The sequence below is a fragment of the Knoellia remsis genome, from assembly GCF_003002895.1.
Lineage (GTDB): Bacteria > Actinomycetota > Actinomycetes > Actinomycetales > Dermatophilaceae > Knoellia > Knoellia remsis.
Map to the genome: position 1 here is coordinate 1 of NZ_PVTI01000024.1, position 24,779 is coordinate 24,779.

21 protein-coding genes and 3 tRNA genes are annotated in these 24,779 nt (G+C 71.2%); 17 read left to right on the top strand and 7 right to left on the bottom strand.

The features are described 5' to 3' along the window. Positions 1-587 (top strand): HNH endonuclease signature motif containing protein (locus BCF74_RS17390; RefSeq protein WP_170070246.1); only part of this gene is annotated, 587 nt, incomplete at its 5' end. Positions 588-610: 23 nt separating this feature from the next. Beyond that, positions 611-1,639, top strand: a complete 1,029-nt coding sequence (gene hemE / locus BCF74_RS13260; RefSeq protein ID WP_106298440.1) for a uroporphyrinogen decarboxylase — start codon at positions 611-613, stop codon at positions 1,637-1,639. Here hemE and BCF74_RS13265 read toward each other — a convergent pair. Next, positions 1,628-2,581 carry a DUF4349 domain-containing protein gene (locus tag BCF74_RS13265; protein WP_146132970.1) on the bottom strand — a complete coding sequence of 318 codons (954 nt, stop codon included), beginning with the start codon at positions 2,579-2,581 and terminating at the stop codon, positions 1,628-1,630. The two genes, hemE and BCF74_RS13265, sit on opposite strands and share 12 nt — an antisense overlap. Positions 2,582-2,733: 152 nt before the next feature. Between BCF74_RS13265 and hemG the strand changes: the two genes are divergently transcribed. Together hemG and hemQ are read left to right on the top strand one after the other, a co-directional pair. Then, positions 2,734-4,173 carry a protoporphyrinogen oxidase gene (hemG, locus tag BCF74_RS13270; RefSeq protein ID WP_106298442.1) on the top strand — a complete coding sequence of 480 codons (1,440 nt, stop codon included), beginning with the start codon at positions 2,734-2,736 and terminating at the stop codon, positions 4,171-4,173. A gap of 4 nt (positions 4,174-4,177) precedes the next feature. Continuing rightward, positions 4,178-4,942 carry a hydrogen peroxide-dependent heme synthase gene (hemQ, locus tag BCF74_RS13275; protein WP_106298443.1) on the top strand — a complete coding sequence of 255 codons (765 nt, stop codon included), beginning with the start codon at positions 4,178-4,180 and terminating at the stop codon, positions 4,940-4,942. A gap of 35 nt (positions 4,943-4,977) precedes the next feature. On the opposite strand, the gene msrB is transcribed toward hemQ, so the two are convergent. From msrB to BCF74_RS13290, 4 genes are all read right to left on the bottom strand, one after another. Then, positions 4,978-5,409 carry a peptide-methionine (R)-S-oxide reductase MsrB gene (msrB, locus tag BCF74_RS13280; protein WP_245889355.1) on the bottom strand — a complete coding sequence of 144 codons (432 nt, stop codon included), beginning with the start codon at positions 5,407-5,409 and terminating at the stop codon, positions 4,978-4,980. Between the two features lie 93 nt (positions 5,410-5,502). Then, on the bottom strand, positions 5,503-7,926 hold the full coding sequence (locus tag BCF74_RS13285) for an ExeM/NucH family extracellular endonuclease (protein WP_106298445.1): 2,424 nt from the start codon (positions 7,924-7,926) through the stop codon (positions 5,503-5,505). Between the two features lie 165 nt (positions 7,927-8,091). Next, a complete protein-coding gene (locus BCF74_RS17395; RefSeq protein WP_170070247.1) occupies positions 8,092-8,247 on the bottom strand; it encodes a hypothetical protein in 156 nt (51 codons plus the stop codon). Next, entirely contained in the window at positions 8,244-10,343 is a 2,100-nt protein-coding gene (locus tag BCF74_RS13290; protein WP_106298446.1) for a polysaccharide lyase 8 family protein, read from the bottom strand. Before BCF74_RS13290 ends, BCF74_RS17395 begins: the two co-directional genes overlap by 4 nt. 133 nt (positions 10,344-10,476) lie before the next feature. On the opposite strand from BCF74_RS13290, the gene BCF74_RS13295 reads away from it, so the two are divergent. From BCF74_RS13295 to BCF74_RS13310, 4 genes are all read left to right on the top strand, one after another. Next, positions 10,477-12,642: an ATP-dependent DNA ligase gene (locus tag BCF74_RS13295; RefSeq protein WP_106298447.1), complete on the top strand. Its 2,166-nt coding sequence runs from the start codon at positions 10,477-10,479 to the stop codon at positions 12,640-12,642. Then, positions 12,635-13,807 carry an alpha/beta hydrolase family protein gene (locus BCF74_RS13300; protein WP_106298448.1) on the top strand — a complete coding sequence of 391 codons (1,173 nt, stop codon included), beginning with the start codon at positions 12,635-12,637 and terminating at the stop codon, positions 13,805-13,807. The genes BCF74_RS13295 and BCF74_RS13300 overlap by 8 nt, the downstream gene beginning before the upstream one ends. A 243-nt stretch (positions 13,808-14,050) precedes the next feature. After that, positions 14,051-15,493 carry a dicarboxylate/amino acid:cation symporter gene (locus BCF74_RS13305; RefSeq protein ID WP_106298449.1) on the top strand — a complete coding sequence of 481 codons (1,443 nt, stop codon included), beginning with the start codon at positions 14,051-14,053 and terminating at the stop codon, positions 15,491-15,493. Beyond that, positions 15,490-16,491 carry an LLM class flavin-dependent oxidoreductase gene (locus BCF74_RS13310; RefSeq protein ID WP_245889356.1) on the top strand — a complete coding sequence of 334 codons (1,002 nt, stop codon included), beginning with the start codon at positions 15,490-15,492 and terminating at the stop codon, positions 16,489-16,491. The genes BCF74_RS13305 and BCF74_RS13310 overlap by 4 nt, the downstream gene beginning before the upstream one ends. A 233-nt stretch (positions 16,492-16,724) precedes the next feature. Here the strand turns inward: BCF74_RS13310 and BCF74_RS13315 are convergent, their stop codons facing one another. Next, entirely contained in the window at positions 16,725-17,408 is a 684-nt protein-coding gene (locus BCF74_RS13315; RefSeq protein ID WP_106298450.1) for a dihydrofolate reductase family protein, read from the bottom strand. 49 nt (positions 17,409-17,457) lie between these two features. On the opposite strand from BCF74_RS13315, the gene BCF74_RS13320 reads away from it, so the two are divergent. From BCF74_RS13320 to BCF74_RS13340, 5 genes are all read left to right on the top strand, one after another. Further along, a complete protein-coding gene (locus BCF74_RS13320) occupies positions 17,458-18,414 on the top strand; it encodes a polyphosphate kinase 2 family protein (RefSeq protein ID WP_106298452.1) in 957 nt (318 codons plus the stop codon). A 187-nt stretch (positions 18,415-18,601) separates the two neighbouring features. Beyond that, positions 18,602-19,732, top strand: coding sequence for a YihY/virulence factor BrkB family protein (locus BCF74_RS13325; RefSeq protein ID WP_106298496.1), 1,131 nt, complete (start codon positions 18,602-18,604; stop codon positions 19,730-19,732). A 76-nt stretch (positions 19,733-19,808) separates the two neighbouring features. Then, positions 19,809-19,881: transfer RNA gene (locus BCF74_RS13330), tRNA-Gly, on the top strand. A gap of 23 nt (positions 19,882-19,904) precedes the next feature. After that, positions 19,905-19,975, top strand: a tRNA-Cys gene (locus tag BCF74_RS13335). Positions 19,976-19,991: 16 nt separating this feature from the next. Next, positions 19,992-20,063, top strand: a tRNA-Val gene (locus BCF74_RS13340). A gap of 211 nt (positions 20,064-20,274) precedes the next feature. On the opposite strand, the gene BCF74_RS13345 is transcribed toward BCF74_RS13340, so the two are convergent. Continuing rightward, positions 20,275-20,766 (bottom strand): DUF6328 family protein, encoded by a 492-nt coding sequence (locus tag BCF74_RS13345; RefSeq protein ID WP_106298453.1) that lies wholly within the window; start codon positions 20,764-20,766, stop codon positions 20,275-20,277. A 207-nt stretch (positions 20,767-20,973) separates the two neighbouring features. Between BCF74_RS13345 and BCF74_RS13350 the strand changes: the two genes are divergently transcribed. The 4 genes from BCF74_RS13350 to BCF74_RS13365 all read left to right on the top strand — a co-directional run bounded on the left by BCF74_RS13350 (position 20,974) and on the right by BCF74_RS13365 (position 24,709). Continuing rightward, a complete protein-coding gene (locus BCF74_RS13350; protein ID WP_146132971.1) occupies positions 20,974-21,786 on the top strand; it encodes an ANTAR domain-containing protein in 813 nt (270 codons plus the stop codon). A gap of 78 nt (positions 21,787-21,864) precedes the next feature. Continuing rightward, positions 21,865-23,061 carry a zinc-dependent alcohol dehydrogenase gene (locus BCF74_RS13355; RefSeq protein WP_106298457.1) on the top strand — a complete coding sequence of 399 codons (1,197 nt, stop codon included), beginning with the start codon at positions 21,865-21,867 and terminating at the stop codon, positions 23,059-23,061. Then, on the top strand, positions 23,058-23,558 hold the full coding sequence (locus BCF74_RS13360; protein WP_146132972.1) for a hypothetical protein: 501 nt from the start codon (positions 23,058-23,060) through the stop codon (positions 23,556-23,558). The genes BCF74_RS13355 and BCF74_RS13360 overlap by 4 nt, the downstream gene beginning before the upstream one ends. Beyond that, the gene (locus BCF74_RS13365; RefSeq protein WP_106298460.1) at positions 23,555-24,709 is read left to right on the top strand and encodes an NAD-dependent epimerase/dehydratase family protein; all 1,155 of its coding nucleotides are present in this window, start codon (positions 23,555-23,557) and stop codon (positions 24,707-24,709) included. The genes BCF74_RS13360 and BCF74_RS13365 overlap by 4 nt, the downstream gene beginning before the upstream one ends. Positions 24,710-24,779: the final 70 nt, after the last annotated feature.

The window sequence follows — 24,779 nt, forward strand, 5'->3', positions numbered from 1 at the left end:
CCGCGTACCGCGTTCCGGCCGCGATGGCCCGCCTCGTGAGGCTGCGTGACGGCACCTGCCGGTTCCCCGGCTGCAGCGCCTCCGCGAGGCAGACCGACCTCGACCACGTCATCCCCTGGCCCCAAGGACCCACGCACCCGGGCAACCTCATCGCGCTCTGTCGACATCACCACCGCATCAAGCAACGCCACGACTGGCGCGTCCGACTCGACCCTGACGGCACCGTCACCTGGACCGACCCCACCGGCCGCGAGTTCACCACCCACCCCGTCGACCATTTGCGCCTCGCCACCGTGCACCCCAGCACGCCCGAAACCGCGAACACCAGCGACACCACGACAAGCGAGAAGCCCAGCACCCTCGAGACCCTGCTCGACGACCTGCTCGACACCGACCGCCGGACCCCCCACGGCCGCCACGCCCACCGCCGATACGCCGCCCGTAACTGCCGCACCCACGACGACCGAGGCAGACCCCTCTTCCACAACACCCGCACCGACCTCCACAACGGACTGCTCAAAGGCCGCACCGTGCTCGTCGACCTACCACCCCCACCACCACGAGAACCCGAGACGATCCCCTTCTGATCTCGTTTGAGAGGATCGCGTCCGTGATCGCTGACAGTCCTCTCGTTCTCGCCGCCACCCGCCAGCCGGTGCCGCACACCCCCGTGTGGTTCATGCGCCAAGCCGGCCGCTCGCTGCCCGAGTACCGCGAGCTCCGCGAAGGCACCGGCATGCTCGAAGCCTGCCGCACCCCCGACCTCGTCACCGAGATCACCCTCCAGCCGGTCCGACGCCACAAGGTCGACGCGGCGATCTTCTTCTCCGACATCGTCGTCCCGCTGGCCGCCGTCGGGGTCGACCTCGACATCGTCGCCGGCACCGGCCCGGTCATGGCCGAGCCCTTCGCCACTCGCGCCGACCTCGACCGGTTGCCCGACCTCACGCCGGACATGGTCCCGGACATCACCGAGTCCGTCACCCGACTCGTCCAAGAGCTCGGCGACACCCCGCTCATCGGCTTCGCCGGCGCACCATTCACCCTCGCGTCCTACCTCGTCGAGGGCGGCCCGTCACGCACCTACGAGAAGACCAAGGCGCTCATGCACGGCGATCCCGAACTCTGGGAAGCCCTGTGCGACAGGCTTGCTCGCATCAGTGGTGCCTTCCTCCGGGTCCAGGTCGAGGCCGGGGCCAGTGCGGTCCAGCTCTTCGACTCGTGGGCCGGAGCGCTCTCGCGAGCCGACTACACGGCATACGTCCAGAAGCACTCGGCCACAGCGCTCGGTGCGGTCGCCGACCTCGGTGTCCCGCGCATCCACTTCGGCGTCGGCACGGGCGAGCTGCTCGACCTCATGGGCGCCGCCGGCGCCGACGTCGTGGGGGTGGACTTCCGGGTCTCGCTCACCGACGCGGTCGCGCGCCTCGGAGCCTCGTATGCCGTCCAGGGCAACCTCGACCCGGCGCTCCTCGGTGCCCCGTGGCCCGTCGTCGAGGCGCGGGTGCGCGAGATCGTCGACGAGGGCCGCAAGGCCCCGGGCCACATCTTCAACCTCGGGCACGGCGTCCCCCCGCACACCGACCCCGACGTCCTCACCCGGATCGTCGAGGTCGTGCACGAGCACTCAGTCCGCTGAGGGACCACCGGGCGCCTGGCCCACGGGCGCCGTGACCGGTGTCGCGGTCGCGGCCAGCGGGCGGCGACGGCGCACCCACCACAACAGCGGCCCAACGACGAGGGCGATCGCGACCGCGAAGGGCAGGACCGCGCCGAGCACCGTCACGAGGATCGACAGCGACGACAGGAAGGCCGCCCACCCGGCGCGCAGCCCGGACAGGAACCCACCCGCCGCGACCGGCTTGAAGTCGTCGGTCGAGAGGGTCACCGTGACGGGCGACATCGCCACGGAGTCCTTGAGGCTGGCGAGCTGGGCGGTGAGTGCGTCGAGCTCGGCCTGGCGCTGCGACAGCTCGTTCTCCAGGGCGACGAGGTCGTTGACGTTCGAGGCCCGGGCGATGAGGCCGCGGACGCGCTCGACGCTCGCGGTGAGCGACTTCACGCGGGCCTCGGTGTCGACGTAGGTCCCGGTGACGTCCTCGGCCGAGCTGGTGCGGAACTGGAGGTCCCCGATCTTCTCGATCTGCGCGATGGTCGCCTCGAGCGAGCCCGCCGGCACGCTGATGGTGACCGTGCCGTTGGTCCCGTCACCGCTCGCCCCGGAGTACAGCTCCTCGCCGGTCACGACGCCGCCCTGCGCCGCGGCGATGGACCGGATGCGGGCGGCCGACTCGGTGAGTGAGTCGACCTTGAGCTGCAGGCTCGCGCGGCGAACGAGCTTCTGCTCGGCGGACGTTCGCGCCTGCTCGGGTGAGACCGTCCCCGCCGAGCTGGCGCCAGCCTTGGCGGCTTGGTCACCGTCACGGGGCGCCTCGAACTGCTCGGTGCCGCCGGCGGCGTTGGAGTCAGCGGTACGCGCGTCATCGCCGGTGCCGGCGCTGCAGCCGGCGAGCAGGCCGACCGCGAGGGCGAGGCCGGCGAGGTCGGTGGTGATGCGCCGGCGCTGGGTGGACGAGCTCATGATGATCCCCTTCGGTGAAGCCGGGCCGTGGGAGTCCGGTCCGTGTCCCTGCTCAGACTCCTCCGGGGCGGTCACCGGTTCCCGGCGGTCCGGTCACGATGTGGTGACGGGCTGACATCGGTCCGGCTTCACGCCGGTGAGAGAGTGGCGGGGTGATCATCGGACCCGACCCGTCGCGCCCGACCGTCGTCGTCATCGGTGGCGGCGTCGCCGGACTCACGGCCGCCCGCGACGTGTTGGTCGCGGCACCCGACACCCGCGTCATCGTGCTCGAGGCGGCGGACCGGGTCGGCGGCAAGCTCCGCCGCGAGGAGGTCGCCGGTGTCCTCGTCGATGTCGGGGCCGAGGCGATGCTCTCGGTCCGGCCAGAGGCGGTCGAGCTCGTCGAGCAGGTCGCCGACGCCAAGGACGTGGTCCGGCCCGCCACGACGGCGGCCCGCATCTGGTCCCGCGGTGAGCTGCACCCCCTCCCGCGCACGAGAGTCGGGGTGCCGTTCGCCGACTCGCGCGTCACCGGACTGCTCACCGCGGACGAAGAGGCGCGCATGCGATCCGAGACCCCGCCTCCCATGGTCGAGACCGACGTCTCCGTCGGCGACTACGTCGCCGCACGTCTCGGGGACGCCGTCGTGGACCGCCTCGTCGAGCCGATGCTCGGCGGTGTGTATGCCGGCCGGTCCCGTGAGCTGTCGCTGCGGGCGACGATGCCGGGGGTCTGGGATGTGGCCGCACGACGTGGCTCCCTGTTGGCGCCACCGGAGTACGACAGCGCGAGTTCGACTGCAGGACAAGCACGTTCGCCCTTCATCGGCCTGCGCGGGGGAGTGGGACGGCTCGTCGACCTTCTCGCCGCCGATGTCGAGATCCGCGGCGGCACGATCGTCACGCGGACGATCGTGCGTGGACTGGAGCGGACCGCGACCGGCTGGTCAGTGCTCTCGGGCCCGACGACCGACCCTCAGCTGCAGCACGCCGACGCCGTCGTCATCGCCGTCCCACCACCGGCCGCGGCCCGGCTGCTCGGCGAGACCGCACCCGACGCCGCGGCAGCACTGGGCGAGGTCGAGGTCGCCTCCGTCGCCGTCATCACGCTCGCCGTTCCCGCCGCGGAGGTCGCCGGCTGGACCGGGTCGGGCTTCCTCGTCCCGTCGGTCGACGGCCGGGGCATCAAGGCGTCGACGTTCAGCTCGGCCAAGTGGGGGTGGCTCGCAGCGGCAGGCGGGCGGACGGCATACCTGCGTGCGTCTGTCGGGCGAGCGGGCGAGACGGCGACGCTGCAGCGCGACGACGCGGACCTCGTGGACCTTGCGGCGCGCGAGGTCCCCGACGCCATGGGTGCGGGATCGTTGACCGTCGTCGACAGTCACGTCCAGCGCTGGGGCGGCGCGCTGCCGCAGTACGCCGTGGGACACGTCGACCGCGTCGATCGGGTCCGTCGTGCCGTGGCCGCCGTCGACGGGCTCGAGGTGGCCGGTGCGACCTACGAGGGGGTCGGGATCCCGGCGGTCATCGCGTCGGCGCACCGGGCGGCCGACGGCGTCCTGGCCCGCCTGACCCACCTGCGCGAGGCCACGGGCCGCGAGCGAGAATGAGGGCATGACCGAGCCCGCCTCCTCGTCCAGCCCAGAGCAGAGCCCCACCAAGACCGCCCGCGCCGTCCCGTCCAAGCCGAGCCCGGCGCGGATGCGCGAGATCAACGACGCGATCCGCTACACGATGTGGTCGGTCTTCGAGGTCACCGAGCCGTTGGGTGAGGCCGACCGGGCCGCGCTGGCGGCCGAGGTGGAGCAGCTCGTCGCCGACCTCGAGGCCGGTGGTGTCGTCGTCCGTGGGTTCTACGACCTCGCGGGGCTGCGCGGCGACGCCGACCTCATGGTGTGGTGGCACGCGGACCGGATCGAGGACCTTCAGGACGCCTACCACCGGCTGCTGCGCACCGAGCTCGGTTCCCACCTGTCGTCGGTGTGGTCGGTCGCGGCCCTGCACCGTCCGGCCGAGTTCAACAAGAGCCACATCCCGGCGTTCCTCGCCGACGAGGAAGCCCGCGACTACGTGTGCGTCTACCCGTTCGTGCGGTCCTACGAGTGGTACCTCCTCGAGGACGGCGAGCGCCGGGACATGCTGCGCGAGCACGGCCAGATGGCCCGGGACTACCCCGACGTGCGGGCCAACACCATCGCCTCGTTCGGCCTGAACGACTACGAGTGGATCCTCGCGTTCGAGGCCGACGAGCTGCACCGCATCGTCGACCTCATGCGCGAGCTGCGGGCCTCACGCGCGCGTCTGCACGTGCGCGAGGAGGTGCCGTTCTTCACCGGCCCGCGCGTGGAGATCACGGACCTCGTCGCACGCCAGCGCTGACGCCCGGTCAGGCGTCCTTCGGACGGCTGACGTCGTCAGGCGTCCTTCGGCCGCAGGGTCATCGCGATGCTGTTGATGCAGAACCGCTGGTCGGTCGGGGTGTCGTAGCCCTCGCCCTCGAAGACGTGCCCGAGGTGGCTGCCGCAGTTCGCGCAGCGCACCTCGACGCGCGGACGCCCGGGCAGCGAGCGGTCCTCGAGGTACTCGACGGAGTCACCCGCGAGCGGAGAGTAGAACGAGGGCCAGCCGCAGTGGCTGTCGAACTTCGTCTCGCTCGTGAACAGCTCGGCACCACAGGCCCGGCACGCATAGACGCCCTCGGTCTTGGTGTCGGTGTACTCGCCGGTGCCGGGGCGCTCCGTGCCCGCCTGACGGAGCACGGCGTACTCCTCCGGGGTCAGCTGCTCGCGCCACTCCTGCTCGGACTTGGTCGTGGGGTAGGAACGCTCGCTCGGTGTCATCGCCATACCTCATCCCAACACACGTGACCCGCGTCGTATGCCGCGTGGGCGGCATACGACGCGGGTCACGTCATCGTCGTGGCGGTGGACGGAGCGTCGTCAGCGCTTCCGGTCCCACCAGCCGCCCTTGACGTCGATGCCGACGAGCACGGGGTCGTGGTCGGACGCGGCATACGGCTGCGTGGTGTAGAAGTCGGTGACGTTGTAGTTGCGGCGCGAGTACTGCATCGCCACCGACTCGTCGGCATTGATGTCCCAGATGCCGGCGCCCGTGACGAGCTCGGCGGCGGCGGCGTTGCCGAACATGTGGTCGAGCGAGCCGAGCCGTCCGCTGAACTGGTAGCTCGCCGAGCCCGGCTCGTACTTCTTGACCAACTCCGTGTAGCCCGCCGACTCGATGATCTGGATCGGCGTCTCCTTCGAGTAGGCGTTGAAGTCACCGATGAGGAAGACCGGGTCCTTGGCCCACTGCGATGCCGTCCACGACGTCAGTGCCCGCGCCTGCGCCTCGCGCGAGGGGTTGGACAGGCCCTGGCCGGTGCCGTCGTCCTCGCCGGACCCCTTGGACTTGAAGTGGTTGACGACGGTGACGAACTTCGTCCCGGAGCGCTGCGCCTGCCACTCCTGCGCCAGCGGGTAGCGTGCGTTGGCGAAGGCCGGGTCGAGCAGCAGCTGCGAGGAACCCTTCGGCTTGACGAGCTGGGGGTTGTAGATGAAGGCGGTGCGGATGACGTCCTCGTTCGGGGCGTTCACGACGGGCGACTCGGCGTAGGCCCAGGTGCCGCCGGCGGCGTTGAGCGCGGCGACGAACTCGCGCAGCGTGTAGTCGCGGTCTCGGTTGACCCACGACAGGCCCGCCGAGTTCTCGATCTCCGACAGCCCGACGACGGCTGCGTCGAGGCCGTTGACCGCGGAGACGAGCTTGGCGCGCTGGTCCGCGAGCGCCTTCTCGGTCCAGGCACCGCGCACCTCGCAGTAGTTCGTCGTCACGGGGTTGCCGTCGCGGTCGTCGTAGGACGGGCAGTTCTTCACCTGGTCCTCGTCCTCACCGAGGTCGGTGAAGTAGTTGAGGACGTTGATGAAGGCGATGTTGGTGTCGCCGCCCGTGGCCGGCGGCGTGGCCTCGCGGTCGTTCTCGGTGACGACCGGGTCGTCGCTGTCGGTGGGGCCGACGACCTGCCCGGTCGGCTGGTAGTTCCACTGGAAGCGGTAGTCGAGGATGACCGGCTTGGCGAAGGTCAGCTGCGACCCAGTGCGCATCGGTTCCGCCTGCGAGAGGTAGGGCAGTGGCGAGTCCTGCGCGGTCGCGTTGCGCAGGTAGTCCCAGCTCGACCCGTCGTCGAGGGTGATGTACTTCTTCCGATTCTCCGCCTCGTAGGCCGCGGCGGCCGCGCCCGGAGCGACCTTCTCGGTGGCCTGGTAGAGCGGCTGGTCTCCGACGGCGAGCCCGAGCTGGCCGTACTGGTTGAGCGCGTAGTTGTTCGTGATGGTGTAGGTCCCTTGGGGCAGGACGAGCATGCCTTCGTACTGCTCCTTGTCGGCATCGGTCACCGGCAGCGTCGGCAGCGGGGTCGGGGTGACCGGGGCACAGCCCGACTTCGGCGTGAGCGTCGGGCGGGTCAGCTCGGTCAGGCCGTTGTACTCGGTCACCGTCGCCGTGACGGTGTAGCAGTCGCCGATCGCGACGTCGGTCGTGCCGAAGACGAAGACGCCGTCGGACGCGCCGGGAGTCGCGTCGGTGGTGCCGCCGGTGCCCGCGGTCTGCAGGTAGAACCCGTTGAAGCCGCCCGTCGGGTAGTTCGCGGTGACGACGCCGCTCGTCGTCACCTGCTGACCGTTCAAGGGGCTGGTCGCGCCGGTGCCCTGGATCTGGGCGATCGTGACCTCGGTGGGCTCCGGCTCGGGGCCGGGTCCTCCGGTGCCGCCGGATGGTGTCGGGGTCGGGGCCCCGACGGTGAAGTCCACGGAGTTGTCGTCGGTGTCGGCGAAGGTGGCGCTGCGCGCGGCCGACGTCGTGTTGGACAGCGCGGGAGCGGCCTTGGTCTCGTAGGCGTTGGCCGAGCCGAAACCGATGCGGTCGACGAGCGTGCCCGCGGGGTCGTAGAGGTCGACGCGCCCGTTGGTCGCACTCATGTTGAGCGTGCCCGTCGCGTCCGGGGTCGGCAGTGGCTGGCCGGCTCCGGCCCCCGCCGCCTGCTTGATGAGGAACGTCTTGCCCGCGGGGATGCTGCCGGACAGCGTCGTCGACCCCCCGGACCCGCCGCTCGCCGAGAAGTACTGGACGCGCCAGCCGGACAGGTCGATCGCCGTGCCGGCGCGGTTGCCGAGCTCGATGAAGTCGTTCTGGAAGGGAGCGCCGGAGTTGCCGCCGCCCCCGTAGACCTCGGAGATGAGCACGGTCGTCGAGACGGCGCCGGCCGGTGCCGCGCCGATGAGGGCGGTTGCCCCGGCGAGTGGGAGCGCGAGGAGGGGCGCGGCGATCGCGGCGCACCTGCGGCGGGCGAACCTTGGGAATGCAGACATGAGGACCCTTCAGGGGAGCAGGAGGACAACTACCCCCTGACCGTATGCCGTCCGCTCACCTCGTGTCTGCAGGTCAAGGTGGCGAAAAGGCGAAAACTGCATGACGCGCTGCGGGTCGACGTGAGGGGGTGGGCGGCGGCCCGCATCGCGGACGGTGGGCGCCCGTCAGCCGGTGAGCCGGGCCTCGAACGAGGCGCCGGCGGCCCCGGCCAAGGATGCGGTGACCGTGACGAGCCGGCCGCCGGTGACCTGGAGCCGGGGGTCCGCCGCCGCGACCGTCCGCATGGGACGGCCGAAGTCGATGCCCAGCCTGGCGCTCACCGCCGCCTTCGTCGGCGCAGACACGGCGAAGGAGGCGGTGTTGCCGTGACGGCGGGCGATGACTGCCACCGGCTCGGTCGAGGTGACGACGCCCTCGTCGGTGGCCTGGAAGAGGTGGGCGAGGAGGAACCGCTCGCCACCGACGGTGAGCCGCACGATGTGTGCCACGGCGTCCTGGCGGACCACCTCGACCTCGAGGTCGGCCGCGAGCTCGGCGGTGCGACGAAGACATACCCGGCCACGTCGTGCGGTCCGCCGACGTGGGCCCAGCGCGGGTCGACGTGGTCGGTGGCTGCGTCGTGTCGGGTGCCGTCGACGGTGACGACGACGTCGGTGCCGACGGCGAACCCGCGGTTCTCCACGGTCGTCTCCGCGTCCGTGCTCGTCGCGATGTCGGAGCCGACGGCGAGCACGAGGTCGTCGAGCATGAGCCACGACTTCTTGGCCCGGGTGGTGCCGAGCGAGTTCGTCAGGTCCATGCCGGCCGAGCCCCACCTCCCCTCAAGGGAGACGCCGCCGCCCCAGAGGTTCTGGGCCCGGGGGATGCCGGTGCCGGCTCCGCTCGCTCCGGAGGCGCGCTCGGTGAGGGCTGCGGTGGTGCCGGGGATGCGGTACGGGTCAACGGTCGGCCAGTAGTCGTCGGAGAACTGACCCGGGTCGGCGTCGACGTAGAGATAGCCCACACCGTCGCCGTGGTGCCAGCCGAGGTTGTTCTCGTTGTTGCCCCACTCGTAGCGGCCGATGCGACGCGAGGACGTCGAGACGGTGAAGGCCCACCCGGTGCCGCGGTGCACGGTCCGTTCCTGGGCGCCGAACTGCTCGGTCCCGACGGGCTCGGCCGCCGCCGTGACGCCGCCATCCTCGAGGACGGCGAACGCGCGCTGCAGGTCACCGACGGAGCCCCGCCGCATGTAGTCACCGGTGAGCCGCTGCAGCCAGCCCTTGGCGAGGGTGGTGTAGGTGGTGCGGTACGGGTCCTCGATCTGCTGGGCCAACAGCAGCATCGAGCAGATCGCGGTGAACCCGTCGTCGAAGTCGCGCTCGCCCTCGCGAGAGACCGCACGGCCCCGCACCGTCTCCATCATCCGGCCGTTCCAGATGAACGGGGCGAAGGAGCGCTCGGGTGCGTCGAGAAAGACGCTGACGTTGGGGTCGGTCACCGGCCACTGGCTGCCGGTGAGCAGGAGCAGCGAGCTCGCGACGCCCGCGAGCGCGACGTTGCCGTACGTCCCGACGTAGGGGATGTAGCCGTGGTCGATGTAGGAGCCGTCGGCGTAGAAGCCGTTCCCACCCGTGACGTAGCGGAACAGGCTGTTCCGGCCGGCCCGCACGACGTCGCTGAGGGCGTCGCGGGCGAGTGCCATGTCGGCGGCGTTGCGGGTCGCGATGCCGCGCAGGAGGCAGGCGAGGACCTTGTCGGCGCGGTTGCCGCCGGTCTCCGACAACGACGTCCCGGTCCCACGGAAGTTCGGGTTGGGCGTGAACCGTCGGACGCCGGCCATCGCGGCGTCCCGGTCGGCCTGGGTGAGGAGGCCGTCAATGAGCGCCGTGAGGTCGCCGAGGGAGCGCGGAATGCCGATCTCCCAGAACCACCAGTTCCCGAAGGGGCGTGAGCCGGCGTTGTACCAGGACGTCGTCATGTGCCGGTACCACGCCACGAGGGCCTCGGCGACGGCCGGGTCCGCGTGCTGTGCCGTTCCTCGAGTCGCCCATGCCGTCGCCACGTCGACGATGCGGCGGTAGGTGAGGGCGATGTTGGCCTCCTTGCCCGCCATGGGCAGGTCCGCCCAGATGTTGCCGCCCGCGGTGAGGGGGAGCGCGGAGCCCACGGCCGTGGCGGCCGCCTCCGAGATCTGTGCCACGCGCTCGGCGATGACGGGGTTGGTCGTGTCGAGCTCGCTGCCGCCGGTGAGGTAGTCCACCCAGCGGCGCCGCAGCTCGTCGAACCCGGCGGGCTCCGCGGCATACGCCCCGACGGCGAGCGGCCCGGCGGACAGTCCGAGGGCGGTGACGGCGCCGACGCCGCCGAGCCCGAGCACGCTGCGACGGCTGGGACCGGGCGTCGTCGGTGCGGTCGAGGTCAGGGATGGGTTCATCGCGGTGGTCCTTGCGTCGTTGGAAGGGAGACCGATCCGTTCATCGTAGGCCCGGACACCTCAGTGGACTAGACCAGTGCTCGAGGTGTCGGCGGCGGATCGGTGAACGGTCGCCATGGCTACGCTGGGCGCCATGGCGTCCGCGATGACGATGGAGATCGACGGCCCCGACGGCCCACGGGAGGTCCGCATCTCCAGCCCGGACCGGCTCATGTGGCCCGGCGACGGCATCACGAAGGGCGACCTCGCGGCATACATGGTCGCGGTCGGTGACCCGCTCGTGCGGGCCATCGGCGACCGCCCGGTGACCCTGCAGCGGTTCCCCGAGGGCATCGAGGGCGAGGAGTTCTACCAGAAGAACCCACCCAAGGGGATGCCCGCTTGGATCCGCACCGTCTCCTGCCGCTACCCGTCGGGTCGCCGCCACCCGCAGCTCGTCGTCGACGAGGTCGCGGCCGCGGTGTGGGCGGTGCAGATGAACACCGTGACGTTCCATCCGTGGCCGGTGCGCGCCGACGACAACGACAACCCCGACGAACTGCGCATCGACCTCGACCCGCAGCCCGGACGGGACTTCGGCGACGCGGTGACGGCGGCGTTCGCGCTCCGTGAGCTGCTCGCCGAGCTCGGCCTCACCGGCTGGGCCAAGACCTCCGGCAACCGCGGGGTGCACGTCTACGCGCGGATCCGGCCGACGCACGAGTTCCTCGACGTCCGGCACGGCGTCATCGGCATCGCGCGCGAGCTCGAGCGGCGGCTGCCGGACCTCGTGACGTCGAGCTGGTGGAAGGAGGAGCGCGGGGAGCGCGTCTTCGTCGACTTCAACCAGGCGTGCCGCGACCGGACCATTGCCTCTGCCTACAGCCCGCGACCGCTGCCCGGGGCGCCGGTGTCGATGCCGGTGACGTGGGACGAGCTCGGGTCGGTCGCGCCGTCGGAGTTCACCGTGCTGACCGTGCCCGAGATCGTCGCCGACCGCGGCGACGCGTGGGAGGGCATGAACGACACCGTCGGCGACATCGGGCCGGCAATCGCGTTGTGGGACAAGGACATCGAGCGTGGCCTCGGCGAGCTGAACTTCCCGCCCGACTACCCCAAGATGCCCGGTGAGCCGCCGCGCGTGCAGCCGAGCAAGCGTCGCACCGACCGCACGGACGAGGACTACCTCAAGCCCAAGGCCGAGCGTGACGCCGACCTGCGCGAGCAGTGGGTTATGCCGGTCGTGCCGCCGATCCCGCCGATGCTCGCCAGGCCGAGCAAGAAGCTCGTCGAAGGCGAGGTGAGCTATGAGCCGAAGTGGGACGGGTTCCGCTCGATCATCTTCCGCTCCGGTGACCTCGTCGAGATCGGCAGCCGCAACGAGAAGCCGATGACGCGCTACTTCCCCGAGGTGGTCGAGGCCGTGCTGGCCAACTTCCCCGAGAAGGCCGTCATCGACGGCGAGATCGTCGTCGTCCGTCCGGGAGCGGCCCCCGACGGTGCTCCGGGGGAGGACCGCCTCGACTTCGACCTGCTCCAGCAGCGCATCCACCCGGCCGCCTCGCGCGTGCAAAAGCTCAGCGTCGAGACCCCGGCGAGCTTCGTCGCGTTCGACCTGCTCGCGCTGGGGGACCGCGACCTCATGGGCGAGCCCTTCGAGGTGCGCCGGGCCGAGCTCGAGAAGGCGCTCGCCGCCGCGCAGGCGCCGATTCACCTCACACCGGCCACGCGAGACCCAGCGGTCGCGCAGGACTGGTTCCAGCAGTTCGAGGGCGCCGGGCTCGACGGCATCATGATCAAGCCGCTCGACGGCACCTACGAGCCGGACAAGCGCACGATGCACAAGCTCAAGCACGAGCGCACCGCCGACTGCGTCGTCGCCGGCTACCGGACCCACAAGACCGGCGACGACCTCATCGGCTCGCTGCTCCTCGGGCTCTACGACGCCGAGGGGACGCTCGCGAGCGTCGGGGTCATCGGTGCCTTCCCGATGGCGCGCCGGCGCGAGCTCTTCGAGGAGCTGCAGCCGCTCGTCGCCGAGTGGGACGACCACCCGTGGGCGTGGGCGCGTCAGGAAGAAGGGCAGCGCACCCCGCGCAAGGGCGAGGGCTCGCGCTGGAACAACGGCAAGGACCTCTCCTTCACGCCCTTGCGACCCGAGCGCGTCGTCGAGGTCCGCTACGACCACATGGAGGGCGTGCGGTTCCGGCACACGGCGCAGTTCGTGCGCTGGCGGCCCGACCGCGACCCGTTGACGTGCACGTATGCCCAGCTCGAGGAGCCGGTGTCCTACGACCTCGCGGACGTCCTCGATGCCTGAGCGGTCCAGCCTCGTCCGGGCCGGTCGGGCAGCCGCGGCGGTCGGTGCGACGACGACCGCGGCGAGCGCTGTCGGCTCGCTCGCGGGCGCGGCCTACTTCGCGCGCCGGGTGCTCACCCCGGAGCGGGAGCGGCCGGACGACACCGAGGTGCTGGAGGTCCGCGACGGGGGCCGCCGGGTGCTGCTGTCCGCGACGCCGGAGACCGTCGTGCCGGGGCGCTACGGCCTGTGGCTCGACGGCGGGGCCGGCCACGTCCGGCTCGGCGACCTCACCGACGCGGACGTCGCCGAGGGCACCGTGGAGCGCAAGGTGCTCGGCGTCGACGTCGGCACGCTCGAGCCGGGGGGAGCGCGGTTCGACGGCTACTTCTACTCCGGCACCCCGCGCAGCGCGCTCGGCCTGCCGTTCGAGAACGTCGAGATCGACGGTGAGCTCGGATCGATGCCGGCATGGTTGGTGCCACCGGCCGCGGGGGACGGGCGGCGCTGGGCGGTCCTCGTCCACGGCCGTGGGGCCCGTCGCGAGGAGACGCTGCGCGCGCTGCCGACCCTGCACCGTGCGGGGTGGACCTCGCTCGTGCCGACGTACCGCAACGACCCCGGCGTGCCGGCCGGTCCCGACGGGCGCTACAACCTCGGCCTGTCCGAGTGGCGCGACATCGAGTCGGCCATCGCGTATGCCGTCCCTGCCGGTGCGCGCGAGGTCGTCCTGTTCGGGTGGTCCATGGGTGGGGCGATCGTCCTGCAGGTGCTCGACCGGTCCGAGCTCGCCGACCGGGTGTCGCGGGTCGTGCTCGACGGCCCCGTCATCGACTGGGGTGACGTCATCGACCACCACGCCCGGCTCCACCGGGTGCCCGGCACCGTGAGCGCGCTGTCCCGCTCGATGATGGGCAGCCGCTGGGGCAAGCGACTCGTCGGCGTGCACGAGTCCGTCGACGTCGCCCGCACCGACTGGGTGCGGCGGGCCGACGAGCTGCGGCACCCGATGCTGCTCATCCACTCGGCCGACGACGAGTTCGTGCCGGTCGGGCCGTCGCGGCTGCTCGCACAGCACCGTCCGGACCTCGTGACGTTCGAGGAGTGGCGGGTCGCGCGGCACTGCAAGGAGTGGAACACCGACGTGCCCCGCTGGGAGCGGGTCGTCGCCGACTACCTGGGCTGAGACCCGCGCTGGCCCGCGAAGGCGAGCGGACGGCATACGGAGGCTGCTCGGCCGGCATACGAAAAGTCCGCCGACGGCGGAATAGGCACGCGGGTGGCCGTCGTTGCCGCGCTTGTGTGCACACCGACGATGACTCCTGCCCTGTGGCGGCGGCTGCACGTGGACCTGCGGCTCGACGCCAGCGACCGCTGTCGCGCGTGACCCGATCCCGCTCTGCCACAACCACTTTCGTCAGGAGTACCCATGTCCAGCACCACCCCTGAGGCGTCCGTGAGCGCGGACGCCACGCCTCGCCAGCGACGACGGCTGCCCTTCTGGGCGCAGGTCTTCATCGGCCTCGCCGTCGGCGTCGTCCTCGGCCTGGTCGCCCGGACCTACGACCAGGCCTGGCTGGCCGAGACCCTCAAGACCGTCGGCGGCATCTTCGTCCAGCTGCTCAAGGTCATCGTCGTCCCGCTCGTCCTCACCGCGATCATCGTCTCCATCGCGAACCTGCGACAGGTGACCAACGCCGCGCGCCTCGCCGGCCAGACCCTGCTGTGGTTCGCGATCACCGCGGCCGCCTCGGTCGTCGTCGGCATCACCCTCGGCCTCGTCACCAACCCGGGCGCCAACGCCACCCTCGACACCGCGGGTGCCGAGGCCCCGAGCCGCACCGGCAGCTGGCTCGACTTCCTCACCTCGATCGTGCCCGGCAACTTCCTCGGGCTCGAGGTGTCGACGACGGCCGAGGACGGCGGCGCGCTCAGCTCGTCGCCGTCGTTCAACATCCTCCAGCTCGTCGTGCTCGGCCTCGCCATCGGCGCGGCGGCCCTCGCGGTCGGTGCCAAGGCGGAGCCGTTCATCGAGCTGACCCGCAGCGCGCTCGAGATCTTCAGCAAGCTCGTCTGGTGGGTCATCAAGCTCTCGCCCGTCGGCACCGCTGCCCTCATCGGGTCGGCCGTCGCGAACTACGGCTGGGACCTCGTCGCGCCGCTCGCGATCTTCACCGCCGACGTCTATATCGGGTGCCTCATCGTCTTGCTCGTGATCTACCCGATCGTGCTGCGGCTCAACGGTCTCAACCCGGTGCGGTTCTTCGCGGGCGCGTGGCCGGCGATCCAGTTCGCGTTCGTCTCGCGCAGCTCGATCGGCACGCTGCCGCTGACCCAGCGGGTCGTGACGCACAACCTCGGCGTCTCGCGCGACTACGCCTCGTTCGCCGTGCCGATCGGCGCGACGACCAAGATGGACGGCTGCGCCGCGATCTACCCGGCGCTGGCGGCGATCACCGTCGCGCAGCTCTTCGGCGTCGACCTCGGTGTCACCGACTACCTGCTCATCGCGTTCGTGTCGATCGTCGGGTCGGCCGCCACGGCCGGTCTCACCGGTGCCGTCGTCATGCTCACGCTGACGCTGTCGACGCTCGGACTGCCGCTCGAGGGTGTCGGGCTGCTGCTCGCCATCGACCCGATCATCGACATGATCCGCACCGCCACCAACGTCGCCGGCCAGGCCCTCGTGCCGACGGTCGTGGGCAAGCGCAATGGTCTGCTCGACACGGCGGTCTACGACGGCAACACCTTCGGTGGCGCCGACGCCCGACTCGAGCTCGACGAGGACGAGACGGCGAACGCCTCGACTGGTGCTGGTGCCGGTGTCGGCTCGGGCGAGCGTGACGGCGACCGGGTGGCGGTGCCCGCGTGAGCGAAGGCGTGAGCACCGGGCTGCGGCTGTCGCTGCTCGACCTCGCGACGATCGGTCGCGACCAGAGCGTGGGCGAGGCCCTTGAGGTGAGCACGACGCTCGCCGAGAAGGCCGACGAGCTCGGGGCGTTCGAACGCCTCTGGTTCGCCGAGCACCACAACATGCCGTCCATCGCGTCGGCGGCGACCGCGGTCCTCCTCGCGCACGTCGCCGCCCGGACCGAGCGCATCCGCGTCGGTTCGGGCGGCGTCATGCTGCCCAACCACTCTCCGCTCGTCATCGCCGAGCAGTTCGGCACGTTGGCCGAGCTGCACCCGGGGCGGATCGACCTCGGGCTCGGCCGGGCGCCCGGCACGGACCAGACGACGATGCGGGCCCTGCGCGTCGACCCACGGGCGTCGGACCGGTTCCCCGAGGACGTCCTCGAGCTGCAGGGCTACCTCTCCGACGAGAGCCTCGTGCCGTCGATCAACGCCATCCCCGGGCGCGGGACGAAGGTGCCGCTCTACATCCTCGGCAGCTCGCTCTTTGGCGCGAAGCTCGCGGCTCGGCTCGGCCTTCCCTACGCGTTCGCCAGCCACTTCGCGCCGGACGCCCTCGTCGACGCGGTCACGGCATACCGCGCGGAGTTCACGCCGTCGGCGCAGCTCGCGGAGCCGTACGTCATCGCGGCGCTCAACGTCGTCGTTGCGGACGAGGCCGACAAGGCCGAGGCGCTGGCCGCCTCCGTGCTGCGCTCCCGCGTGCGGTCGCTCGCCGGTCGCATCCCCGCGTATGCCGGCCGGCTCGACGAGGCGACCGTCGACGCGCTCATGGAGTCACCCGTGGCCGCACAGGCGCGGCACATGATGACGTACACGGCCGTCGGCGACATCGCGACGGTTCGGGACTACCTGGGCCGGTTCGCCGAGCACGCCGCGGCCGATGAGCTCATGGTGACCAACGCCGCACCCGGGCTCGACAACCGGCTGCGCGCCCTCGAGCTCCTCGCCTCCTGAGCGGAGCGTCCCGAACTCACCCAATTGGTGAGTTAGGGACCGGGGAGGGCGGTATGCCGTCTGCCCATCTTCACGTCCCGAACTCACCCAATTGGACGGTTAGGGACAGACCGCGCACGTATGCCGTCCGCGCACCTTCACGTCCCGAACTCACCCAATTGGACGGTTAGGGACAGACCGCGCACGTATGCCGTCCGCCCACCTTCACGTCCCGAACTCACCCAATTGGTGAGTTAGGGACGGGGGAGGCGCCAGAGGGTGAGGAGGGAACCGTCCGCCTCGAGGAGGTGGACGAGCTCGGTGTCGAGCCCGGACTCACCGTCGAGTGGTGTCCCGGCGACGATGTGCAGGTGGTCGCCGCCGACGATGCGCGGCGCGACGGTCAGCGCCAGCTCGTCGACGACGCCGGCCTCGATGAGGTCGTGGAAGAGGTGCGGACCGCCCTCGGCGAGGATGCGCGGCATACCGGCCTCGCGCAGCCGCGCGACGACAGCGGGCAGGTCGACCTCGTCCTCACCGCAGACCCACACCTCGTCGCTCTCATCCTTGCCGGAGGCGGCACACGTGACGAGGACGGCGCGGCCCTCACCCGTCGCGAGCGTCGTCGGTAGGTGGCCGCTCCGGCTCACCGCGAAGATCGGCGTCGCGCCGCGCCGGTATCCCTCGGCGCGCGCCGTGCCGGCGCCGATGAGGACACAGTCCGCGAGCTCGCGTTGGAGGTGGAAGACCTCGCCGTCGGGTGCCGTGTTGATCGACCCACTCAGGCCATCGCCACCCTGGGCCGCCCCGTCGAGGGTCGACACGAAGTTCGCGCGGACACCGCCGTCGTCCGGCCAGGCGTAGAGCCGCTCCAGCGTGTCGCGGCTCACCGGCCCGGCCGGCACAGGCGAGGGGCGGGTGTCGAGGAGCAGTCGCACGTCCCGAGTCTGTCAGGCCTGCTCCAGCCAAGCCTGACAGGATGCCGTCATGGCGAAGAAGAAGGACGACAAGAAGAACGGCACCAAGGATTCCACCAAGGAAAAGGGCAAGGGCAAGAGCCAGGCCAAGACCAAGGCCCTCAAGCCCACCAAGGCGAAGAAGGCCGCACCCGTGTCGTGGACCGACGCGCTGCGTGCCGGTGACGACTTCGACCTCACCGCGCTCGACCCGCGCTCGACGCCGGCCTTCGACGGCGACAAGGCCGCGGGGGAGGAGGCCATGACCGGTCTCCAGGACCAGCTCGCCGAGCTCCAGGAGCGCCTCTACGCCGAGTCCAAGGAGGGCGGCACCCGCTCGCTGCTCCTCGTCATCCAGGGCATGGACACCTCCGGCAAGGGCGGCATCCTGCGCCACGTCGTCGGCGCGTTCGACCCGCAGGGCGTCGACATCACCTCGTTCAAGGCGCCGACCGCGGAAGAGAAGCGCCACCCGTTCCTGTGGCGCATCCGCAACGCCCTGCCGAAGCCCGGCCAGATCGGCGTCTTCGACCGCTCGCACTACGAGGACGTCCTCATCGTCCGCGTCCACGACCTCGTGCCGCGCAGCCAGTGGTCGCGCCGCTACGCGCAGATCAACGCCTTCGAGAAGAAGGTGGTCGAGTCCGGCACGACCGTCGTCAAGGTCATGCTGCACATCTCGCCGGAGGAGCAGAAGGCCCGCCTCGCCGAGCGCCTCGACCGCCCGGACAAGAACTGGAAGTTCAACCCGGGGGACCTCGACGAGCGCGCCTACTGGGCCGACTATCAGGAGGCTTACCAGGCCGCCATCGACAAGTGCTCGACCGACGACGCCCCGTGGTTCGTCGTCCCGGCCGACCGCAAGTGGTACGCCCGTCTGGCCGTGACGAACCTCGTCCTCGAGCACCTCACGGCCATGGACCCGCAGTGGCCGAAGGCCGACTACGACGTCGCCGCCGAGAAGCGCCGCCTCGAGGAGATGCCCTGACGAGCGCGCCGTCACCCACCCGGCCACACGCGTCGGTATGCCGCGTGCGCCTCGCGCGCACGCGGCATACCGACGTCTGTGGTCCTGCGGACAGACGCCCGTGACCCCGTGACCGTGACCCGCTCGTGCCCGTCTGGAGCCGTGTCGAGCCGGGGAGGTGCGCGCTCACGCCGTTAGCGTGGCGAGCGTGACCGATGCGAAGCAGCGCCTCCGGCGGTGGCTGGCGCGGTTCCCGGCACTGCTGGGACTCGCGCGGCTCACCGTGGAGACGGTCCGCGTCTGCCTGCGCTACCGCGTCACCGGGCTCGCGGCCGAGGCCGGGTTCTTCGCGCTGCTGTCGCTGCCGCCGCTCGTCCTCGGGCTCTTCGGGGGCGTCGGGTACGTCGGGCGGTGGCTCGGCACCGACGCCGTCGAGACCGTGCGCATGGCGGTGACGGAGTATGCCGCCCGCTTCCTCACCGAGGACGTCATCGACTCGACGTTGGCACCGACCGTCGACGACGTGTTCCGGGACGGGCGCTTCGACCTCATCTCGGTCGGGTTCGTGCTGTCGCTCTGGTCCGGGTCGCGGGCACTCAACGTCCTCGTCGACACGGTCTCGATCATGTACGGCCAGGCCGACGTGCGCGGGATCGTCGCGACCCGGGCGCTGAGCTTCTCGCTGTACGTCGTGGCATTGCTCGTCGGCATCGTCACCATCCCGCTCGTGCTCATCGGCCCGACCCTACTGGGGGAGTTCCTGCCGGAGCGCCTGGACTTCGTGACGTACCTGTACTGGCCGGTGGTCTCGCTCGTCGTCATCGCCGGGTTCACCAGCCTCTACCACGTGTCGACGCCCATCCGGAGCCCGTGGACGCGCGACATCCCGGGGGCCGTGCTCACCCTCGCGATCTGGGTGATCGCGTCATTCGCGGTGCGCGGGACGATCGCCGCGTCACTCGGCGGCACGTCGATCTTCGGGCCGCTGAGCGCGCCGATCGTCGTGCTCATCTGGCTCTACATGCTCGCCATCGCCGTGCTCATCGGTGCGGCGCTCAACGCGGCCATCCGCAACCTCTGGCCGTCGGACGAGGAGCGCGGGCTGCGCCAGCGGCTCGTCGAGAGGCTGCGGTCCCGGCGCGCCTCGGAGCAGCTCGACGGCGACCCCGAGCACGCGGGCGTCGACGCCGACGATCGGGACCGGACCACCCCGGATGGCGAGGTCGACGACGACCTCGCGCTGGACGGCATACGAGCCGCGGCGCGCCGCCCCCTGACCCCGATCCGCGAGGACGAGACCCTCGAGATCCCGCGAGTCCGGGTCGGCGCCCGACACTGAGCGGGGCTGGTTTGGAGTTGGGGTCACCGATCAGTTAGTGTCTCTCCGCACGCCACACGGGAAACCGGGTGGCTGCGCGGATGTAGCTCAGTTGGTAGAGCGCAACCTTGCCAAGGTTGAGGTCGCCGGTTCGAGGCCGGTCATCCGCTCGGAGGGTTTAGCCGCCCCCAATGGTGGAGTGGCCGAGAGGCGAGGCAGCGGCCTGCAAAGCCGTTTACACGGGTTCAAATCCCGTCTCCACCTCGAGTAGGACCCGCACGGGCGATTGGCGCAGTGGTAGCGCGCTTCCTTGACACGGAAGAGGTCACTGGTTCAAACCCAGTATCGCCCACCGCGAGAGCCGCTGGTCAGGACAGCTTTCCTGGCCGGCGGCTCTTTTGTGTGCCGCATCCGGGCCACAGGTGGTCCGGGCCGACGGACATGCAGTAGGGGTGGCGGGGCCCGCCGGGCGGCCCAGGCTGAGCACGGCAGGTCGGTCTCGACCCCGCCATGGCACGTCCGTCGGGACGAACGGCAGCCCGCTCAGGCGGTGGCCGGCGAGCTCATGTCTCGGTCGGACTGACGCGGCGGCGCACGAGAAGTGGCACGACGACCCAGTTGACGACGAACAGGGCGACGGCAGCGCAGGCAGCTGTGACGGCATACGGACGACCGAGGACGACGTCGAAGATGAGGAACGCCGCGGCCGTGATGCTCACCGCGAGCGCGACGAGGCCCATCCGGGCGGCGCGGTCGGCGAAGGTCACGAGGGTCGCCTTCGCGCCGCGGCGGAACATCGCGCGGTGTGCGCTCACCGGAGCAACGAGGAGCGACGTGGCGACGATGGCTGCCGTGAGCGCGACGAGGTAGGCCGCCGTCTGCCCCGTCTCGAGCCCGGCGAACCTTGCCTGGAAGGGAAGGGTCAGCAGGAAGCCGGCGAGGATCTGCACGCCCGTCTGGGTGACCCGCAGCTCCTGGAGCAGCTCGTCCCAGTTGCGGTCGAGCCGTTCGGTGTCGGTCTCGTGCCGGTCCTTGTTGAGCGGGGGCTGCGCCATGGTCTGAACCTACCCAGCCGTGCCGTGCCGGACGCTCCCCGAGAAGTTCTTGGGCTTCGTATGCATGGCCGCCCACCTCCCGGGGTAGAGGTGCCACACCCTGACGTGTCCACCGTGGACGCAGCGCGCGGGTAGGCACGAGCAGGAAGGCAGAGCCCTGAGCACAACTTCGCGAGGTCTGCGCGGCAACGTACTGTGGTCGGTGTCATGACGAACCAGACCAACCCGACGTCGACCCGAAGGCCGTCCGTGTCTCAGGCTCCCACCTCCGTCCAGTCCGCGGGCGACTCCCTCGCCCAGATCGCGGCCGCGTTCGAGACCCTGCGCGAGCGACTCGCCGCCGAGACCTCGTCGCGCGGCGCCCTCAACGGGCTTGTCGAGGTCGCCCTGCGGGCGGTGCCGGGTGCCGAGGCCGCGAGCGTGACCATGTGCCAGCGCGGCAACTACTCGACTCCGGCGTCGACCCACGACTGGGCCCACGACGCCGACCACATCCAGTACGACGTCGACGAGGGCCCCTGCGTCGAAGCGCTCGAGCAGGAGACCGCCTTCCGTACCGGCAACATCGGCCTTGACGAACGCTGGCCGGTCTTCGGTCCGCGGGCGGCGGCGGAGCAGGACGTCGGCAGCATGCTCGCCTTCCGCCTCGTGCTCGCCTTCGAGGACTGCGAGGCCGCGCTCAACCTGTACTCGCGCCGACTGAGCGCGTTCGACGACGCCGCGAGCGGCGTCGGGATGCTCGTCGCGACGCACGGAGCCACCGCGGTCAACGGGGTCATCGACAAGGAGAAGGCCCGCGGGCTCACGCGCGCGCTCGAGACCAACCGCGACGTCGGCACCGCGATGGGCATCCTCATGTCCCGCCACCTCGTGACCCGGCAGCAGGCGTTCGACCTGCTCGCCGTCGCGAGCCAGCGCACGAACACCAAGCTGCACCGGATCGCCCTGCAGGTCATCGACGCCGGCGACCTCGACATGAACCTGCCGCACGCAGCGGTCGCCGCGGCCCTCGAGCGCTGACCCCGGAGGCGTTCGCGAGCGAATGCCTGCCACCTCCACGGGTATGGGTGACAGCCCCAAGCGCTCGAGGAGGCACCCATGAAGGCTGCAGTGTGGAACGGCAAGCGCGACGTCCGTGTCGAGGAGGTCCCTGACCCGACGATCCAGGAGCCCACCGACGCCATCATCAGGGTCACGAGCACGAACATCTGCGGATCGGACCTGCACCTCTACGAGGTCCTCGGCGCGTTCATGGACCCGGGCGACATCCTCGGGCACGAGCCGATGGGCATCGTCGAGGAGGTCGGGCCCGGGGTCGACAACCTCGCGCCGGGGGACCGGGTCGTCATCCCGTTCCAGGTCTGCTGCGGCAGCTGCTGGATGTGCGAGCGCGGGCTCGGCAGCCAGTGCGAGACGACCCAGGTGCGCGAGTACGACTCCGGCGCAGCGCTGTTCGGCTACTCCAAGCTCTACGGCCAGGTGCCGGGCGGGCAGGCGGAGTACCTGCGCGTCCCGCAGGCGCAGTTCACCCACATCAAGGTCCCCGAGGGCCCGGCCGACGACCGCTTCGTCTACCTCTCGGACGTCCTCCCGACCGCGTGGCAGTCGGTCGCGTATGCCGCGGTGCCGCCCGAGGGGACCCTGGTCGTCCTCGGGCTGGGACCGATCGGGGACATGACCTGCCGGATCGCGCTGGAGCGTGGGGTGCGGCGGGTCATCGGCGTCGACCTCGTGCCGGAGCGGCTGTCGCGGGCGCGGGACCGTGGTGTCGAGGTCATCGACCTCCGCGCGGTCGACGACGTCGCCGACGCCGTGCGCGAGCTGACCTCGGGTCGTGGTGCCGACGCCGTCGTTGACGCGGTCGGCATGGAGGCCCACGGGTCGCCCATCGCCGGAGCCGCAGTCACCGCGACGACGCTGCTCCCGTCGAAGCTGGCGGCACCCCTCATGGAGCGCGCCGGGATCGACCGGCTCGCCGCCGTCCGAACGGGTATCGACGCGGTCCGTCGCGGTGGCACGCTCGTCCTCACCGGTGTCTACGGCGGGCAGACTGACCCGCTGCCGATGATGACGATCTTCGACAAGCAGATCCAGCTGCGCATGGGCCAGGCCAACGTCAAGCGCTGGGTGCCCGAGATCATGCCGCTGCTCACCGACGCCGACCCGCTCGGGGTGGACACGTTCGCCACCCACCACCTGCCGCTCGACGCCGCGCCGCAGGCCTACGCCGACTTCCAGGCCAAGAAGGACGGCATGGTCAAGGTGGTACTGCACCCGGGGGAGTGGCCCCGATGACCCTGCCGCTCAGCACGTCGTCGCGAGTCCTGCTCGAGCGCCATGACGCACTCGCGCACGGCACCGCGGCTCTCGCGGAGCGGGTGGCCACGGGGCACGCGGCCCGCCCCTGGGGTCCCGTCCTTCGAGAGGTCGCGGCCGGTGTGTGCGCCGACCGCGCCGGCCTCGTCGTCGTCCTCGAGGCGCACGGGATCACCCCGTCACCGTTGCGACACGGCACGGTCCGCGCCCTCGAACGTGCGGGCAGGTGGGTGCCGAACGGCAGCCTGCTCTCGCGGACCGTGGCGACCGACATCCTCGAGCTCGAAGGCCTCGCGTCCGCCGTGCGGGCGATGACCCTCGGGTTCTGCGGCCTGCAGCGCCAACTCGGCGACGCGCCGCTCACCGTCGTCGACGTCATCTCGCGCTCCATCGCCCGAGGCTGGGAGCGGGAGTGCACCCTCGGCGGTGTGGCCATGCTCGCGAGCGACGAGCTCGGGCCGGAGGCTGCGGCATGAGCGACGAGGCGAGCTCCGTCCGGTCGGGCTCCGAGCCAGCGGGCTCGGACCTGGCGGGCTCCGACGTCGCCACGCCCATCACCGGGCAGCGCCTCGTCGTCGTGACCGGCGGGACCGGCAACCTCGGGAGTGCCGTCGTGGACGGGCTGCTTCGGCAGGGCCACCGTGTCCGGGCGCTCGCCCGTCGCGTGCCGTCGCTCGTGGGCGCCGACGAACGGCTCGAGTGGGTCTCGCTCGACCTCACCGCGCCCGACCGTGACCTGTGGCTGCGGGCCGCCTTCGAGGGCGCGGACGCCGTCGTGCACACGGCCTGGGGCTTCCAACCGACCCGGGACGCGGCCTACCTGCAGGCCCTCGACGTCGGCGGCAGTGTCGCCGTGATCGAGGCAGCGGTCGCGAGCGGAGTGCCCCACGTCGTGCACACCTCGTCGGTGGGTGCCTACTCGCCGGGGGTGTCGGACCGGCCGGTCGACGAGGCCTGGCCGACGGGCGGGACCCCGTGGCTGGCCTACAGCCGGCACAAGAGCGCGGTCGAGCAGGCCATCGCCGCCCGGTCCGTCAGCGGTGACATTGCGATGGCCGTCGTCCGGCCCTCCCTCATGGCCCGCAGTGGTGCGGGGTCGGCGCTCGCGCGCTACGTCCTCCCGAGTCTCGTCCCGGCCGACGTCGTCGGTCACCTGCCCGTGCTGCCCCTCAACCGCGATTTCCGGGTCCAGCTCACCGACTCGCGCGACGTCGCCGAGCTCGTGCTGCGGATCCTCGACCAGGGTGCGGTGGGAGCGTTCAACGCCTCGACCGACGACGTGCTCCGCCCTGCGGACATCGCCGAGGCGCTCGACGCCCGACACGTGCCGGTGCCGTGGTCCGTGGTGCGTGGAGCCGCAGCGGCAGCGTGGACAGCACGGCTCCAGCCGGTCGACCCCGGCTGGCTCGACATGGCCAGGCGGGTCCCGGTGCTTGACAGCACCCGCGCCCGCAGCGAACTGGGCTGGTTCCCGCGGCACGGGGCGCGCGAAGTCCTCGCGGAGGTCGTGACCGGGATCGTCTCGGGGGACGCCGAGCCCACGCCGGCACTGCGCCCTCGCACCTGGGGGGAGCAGCTGCGTCACCTCGTGAGCAGCGGTCCGGTGTCGCGCCGCCGGCGCGCCTGAACGGGCGCCGGGACACCGACCGAGATTTTGTCGCGTCAACCGTTGCGTTCCGGCGCTTTCGATGATTTGG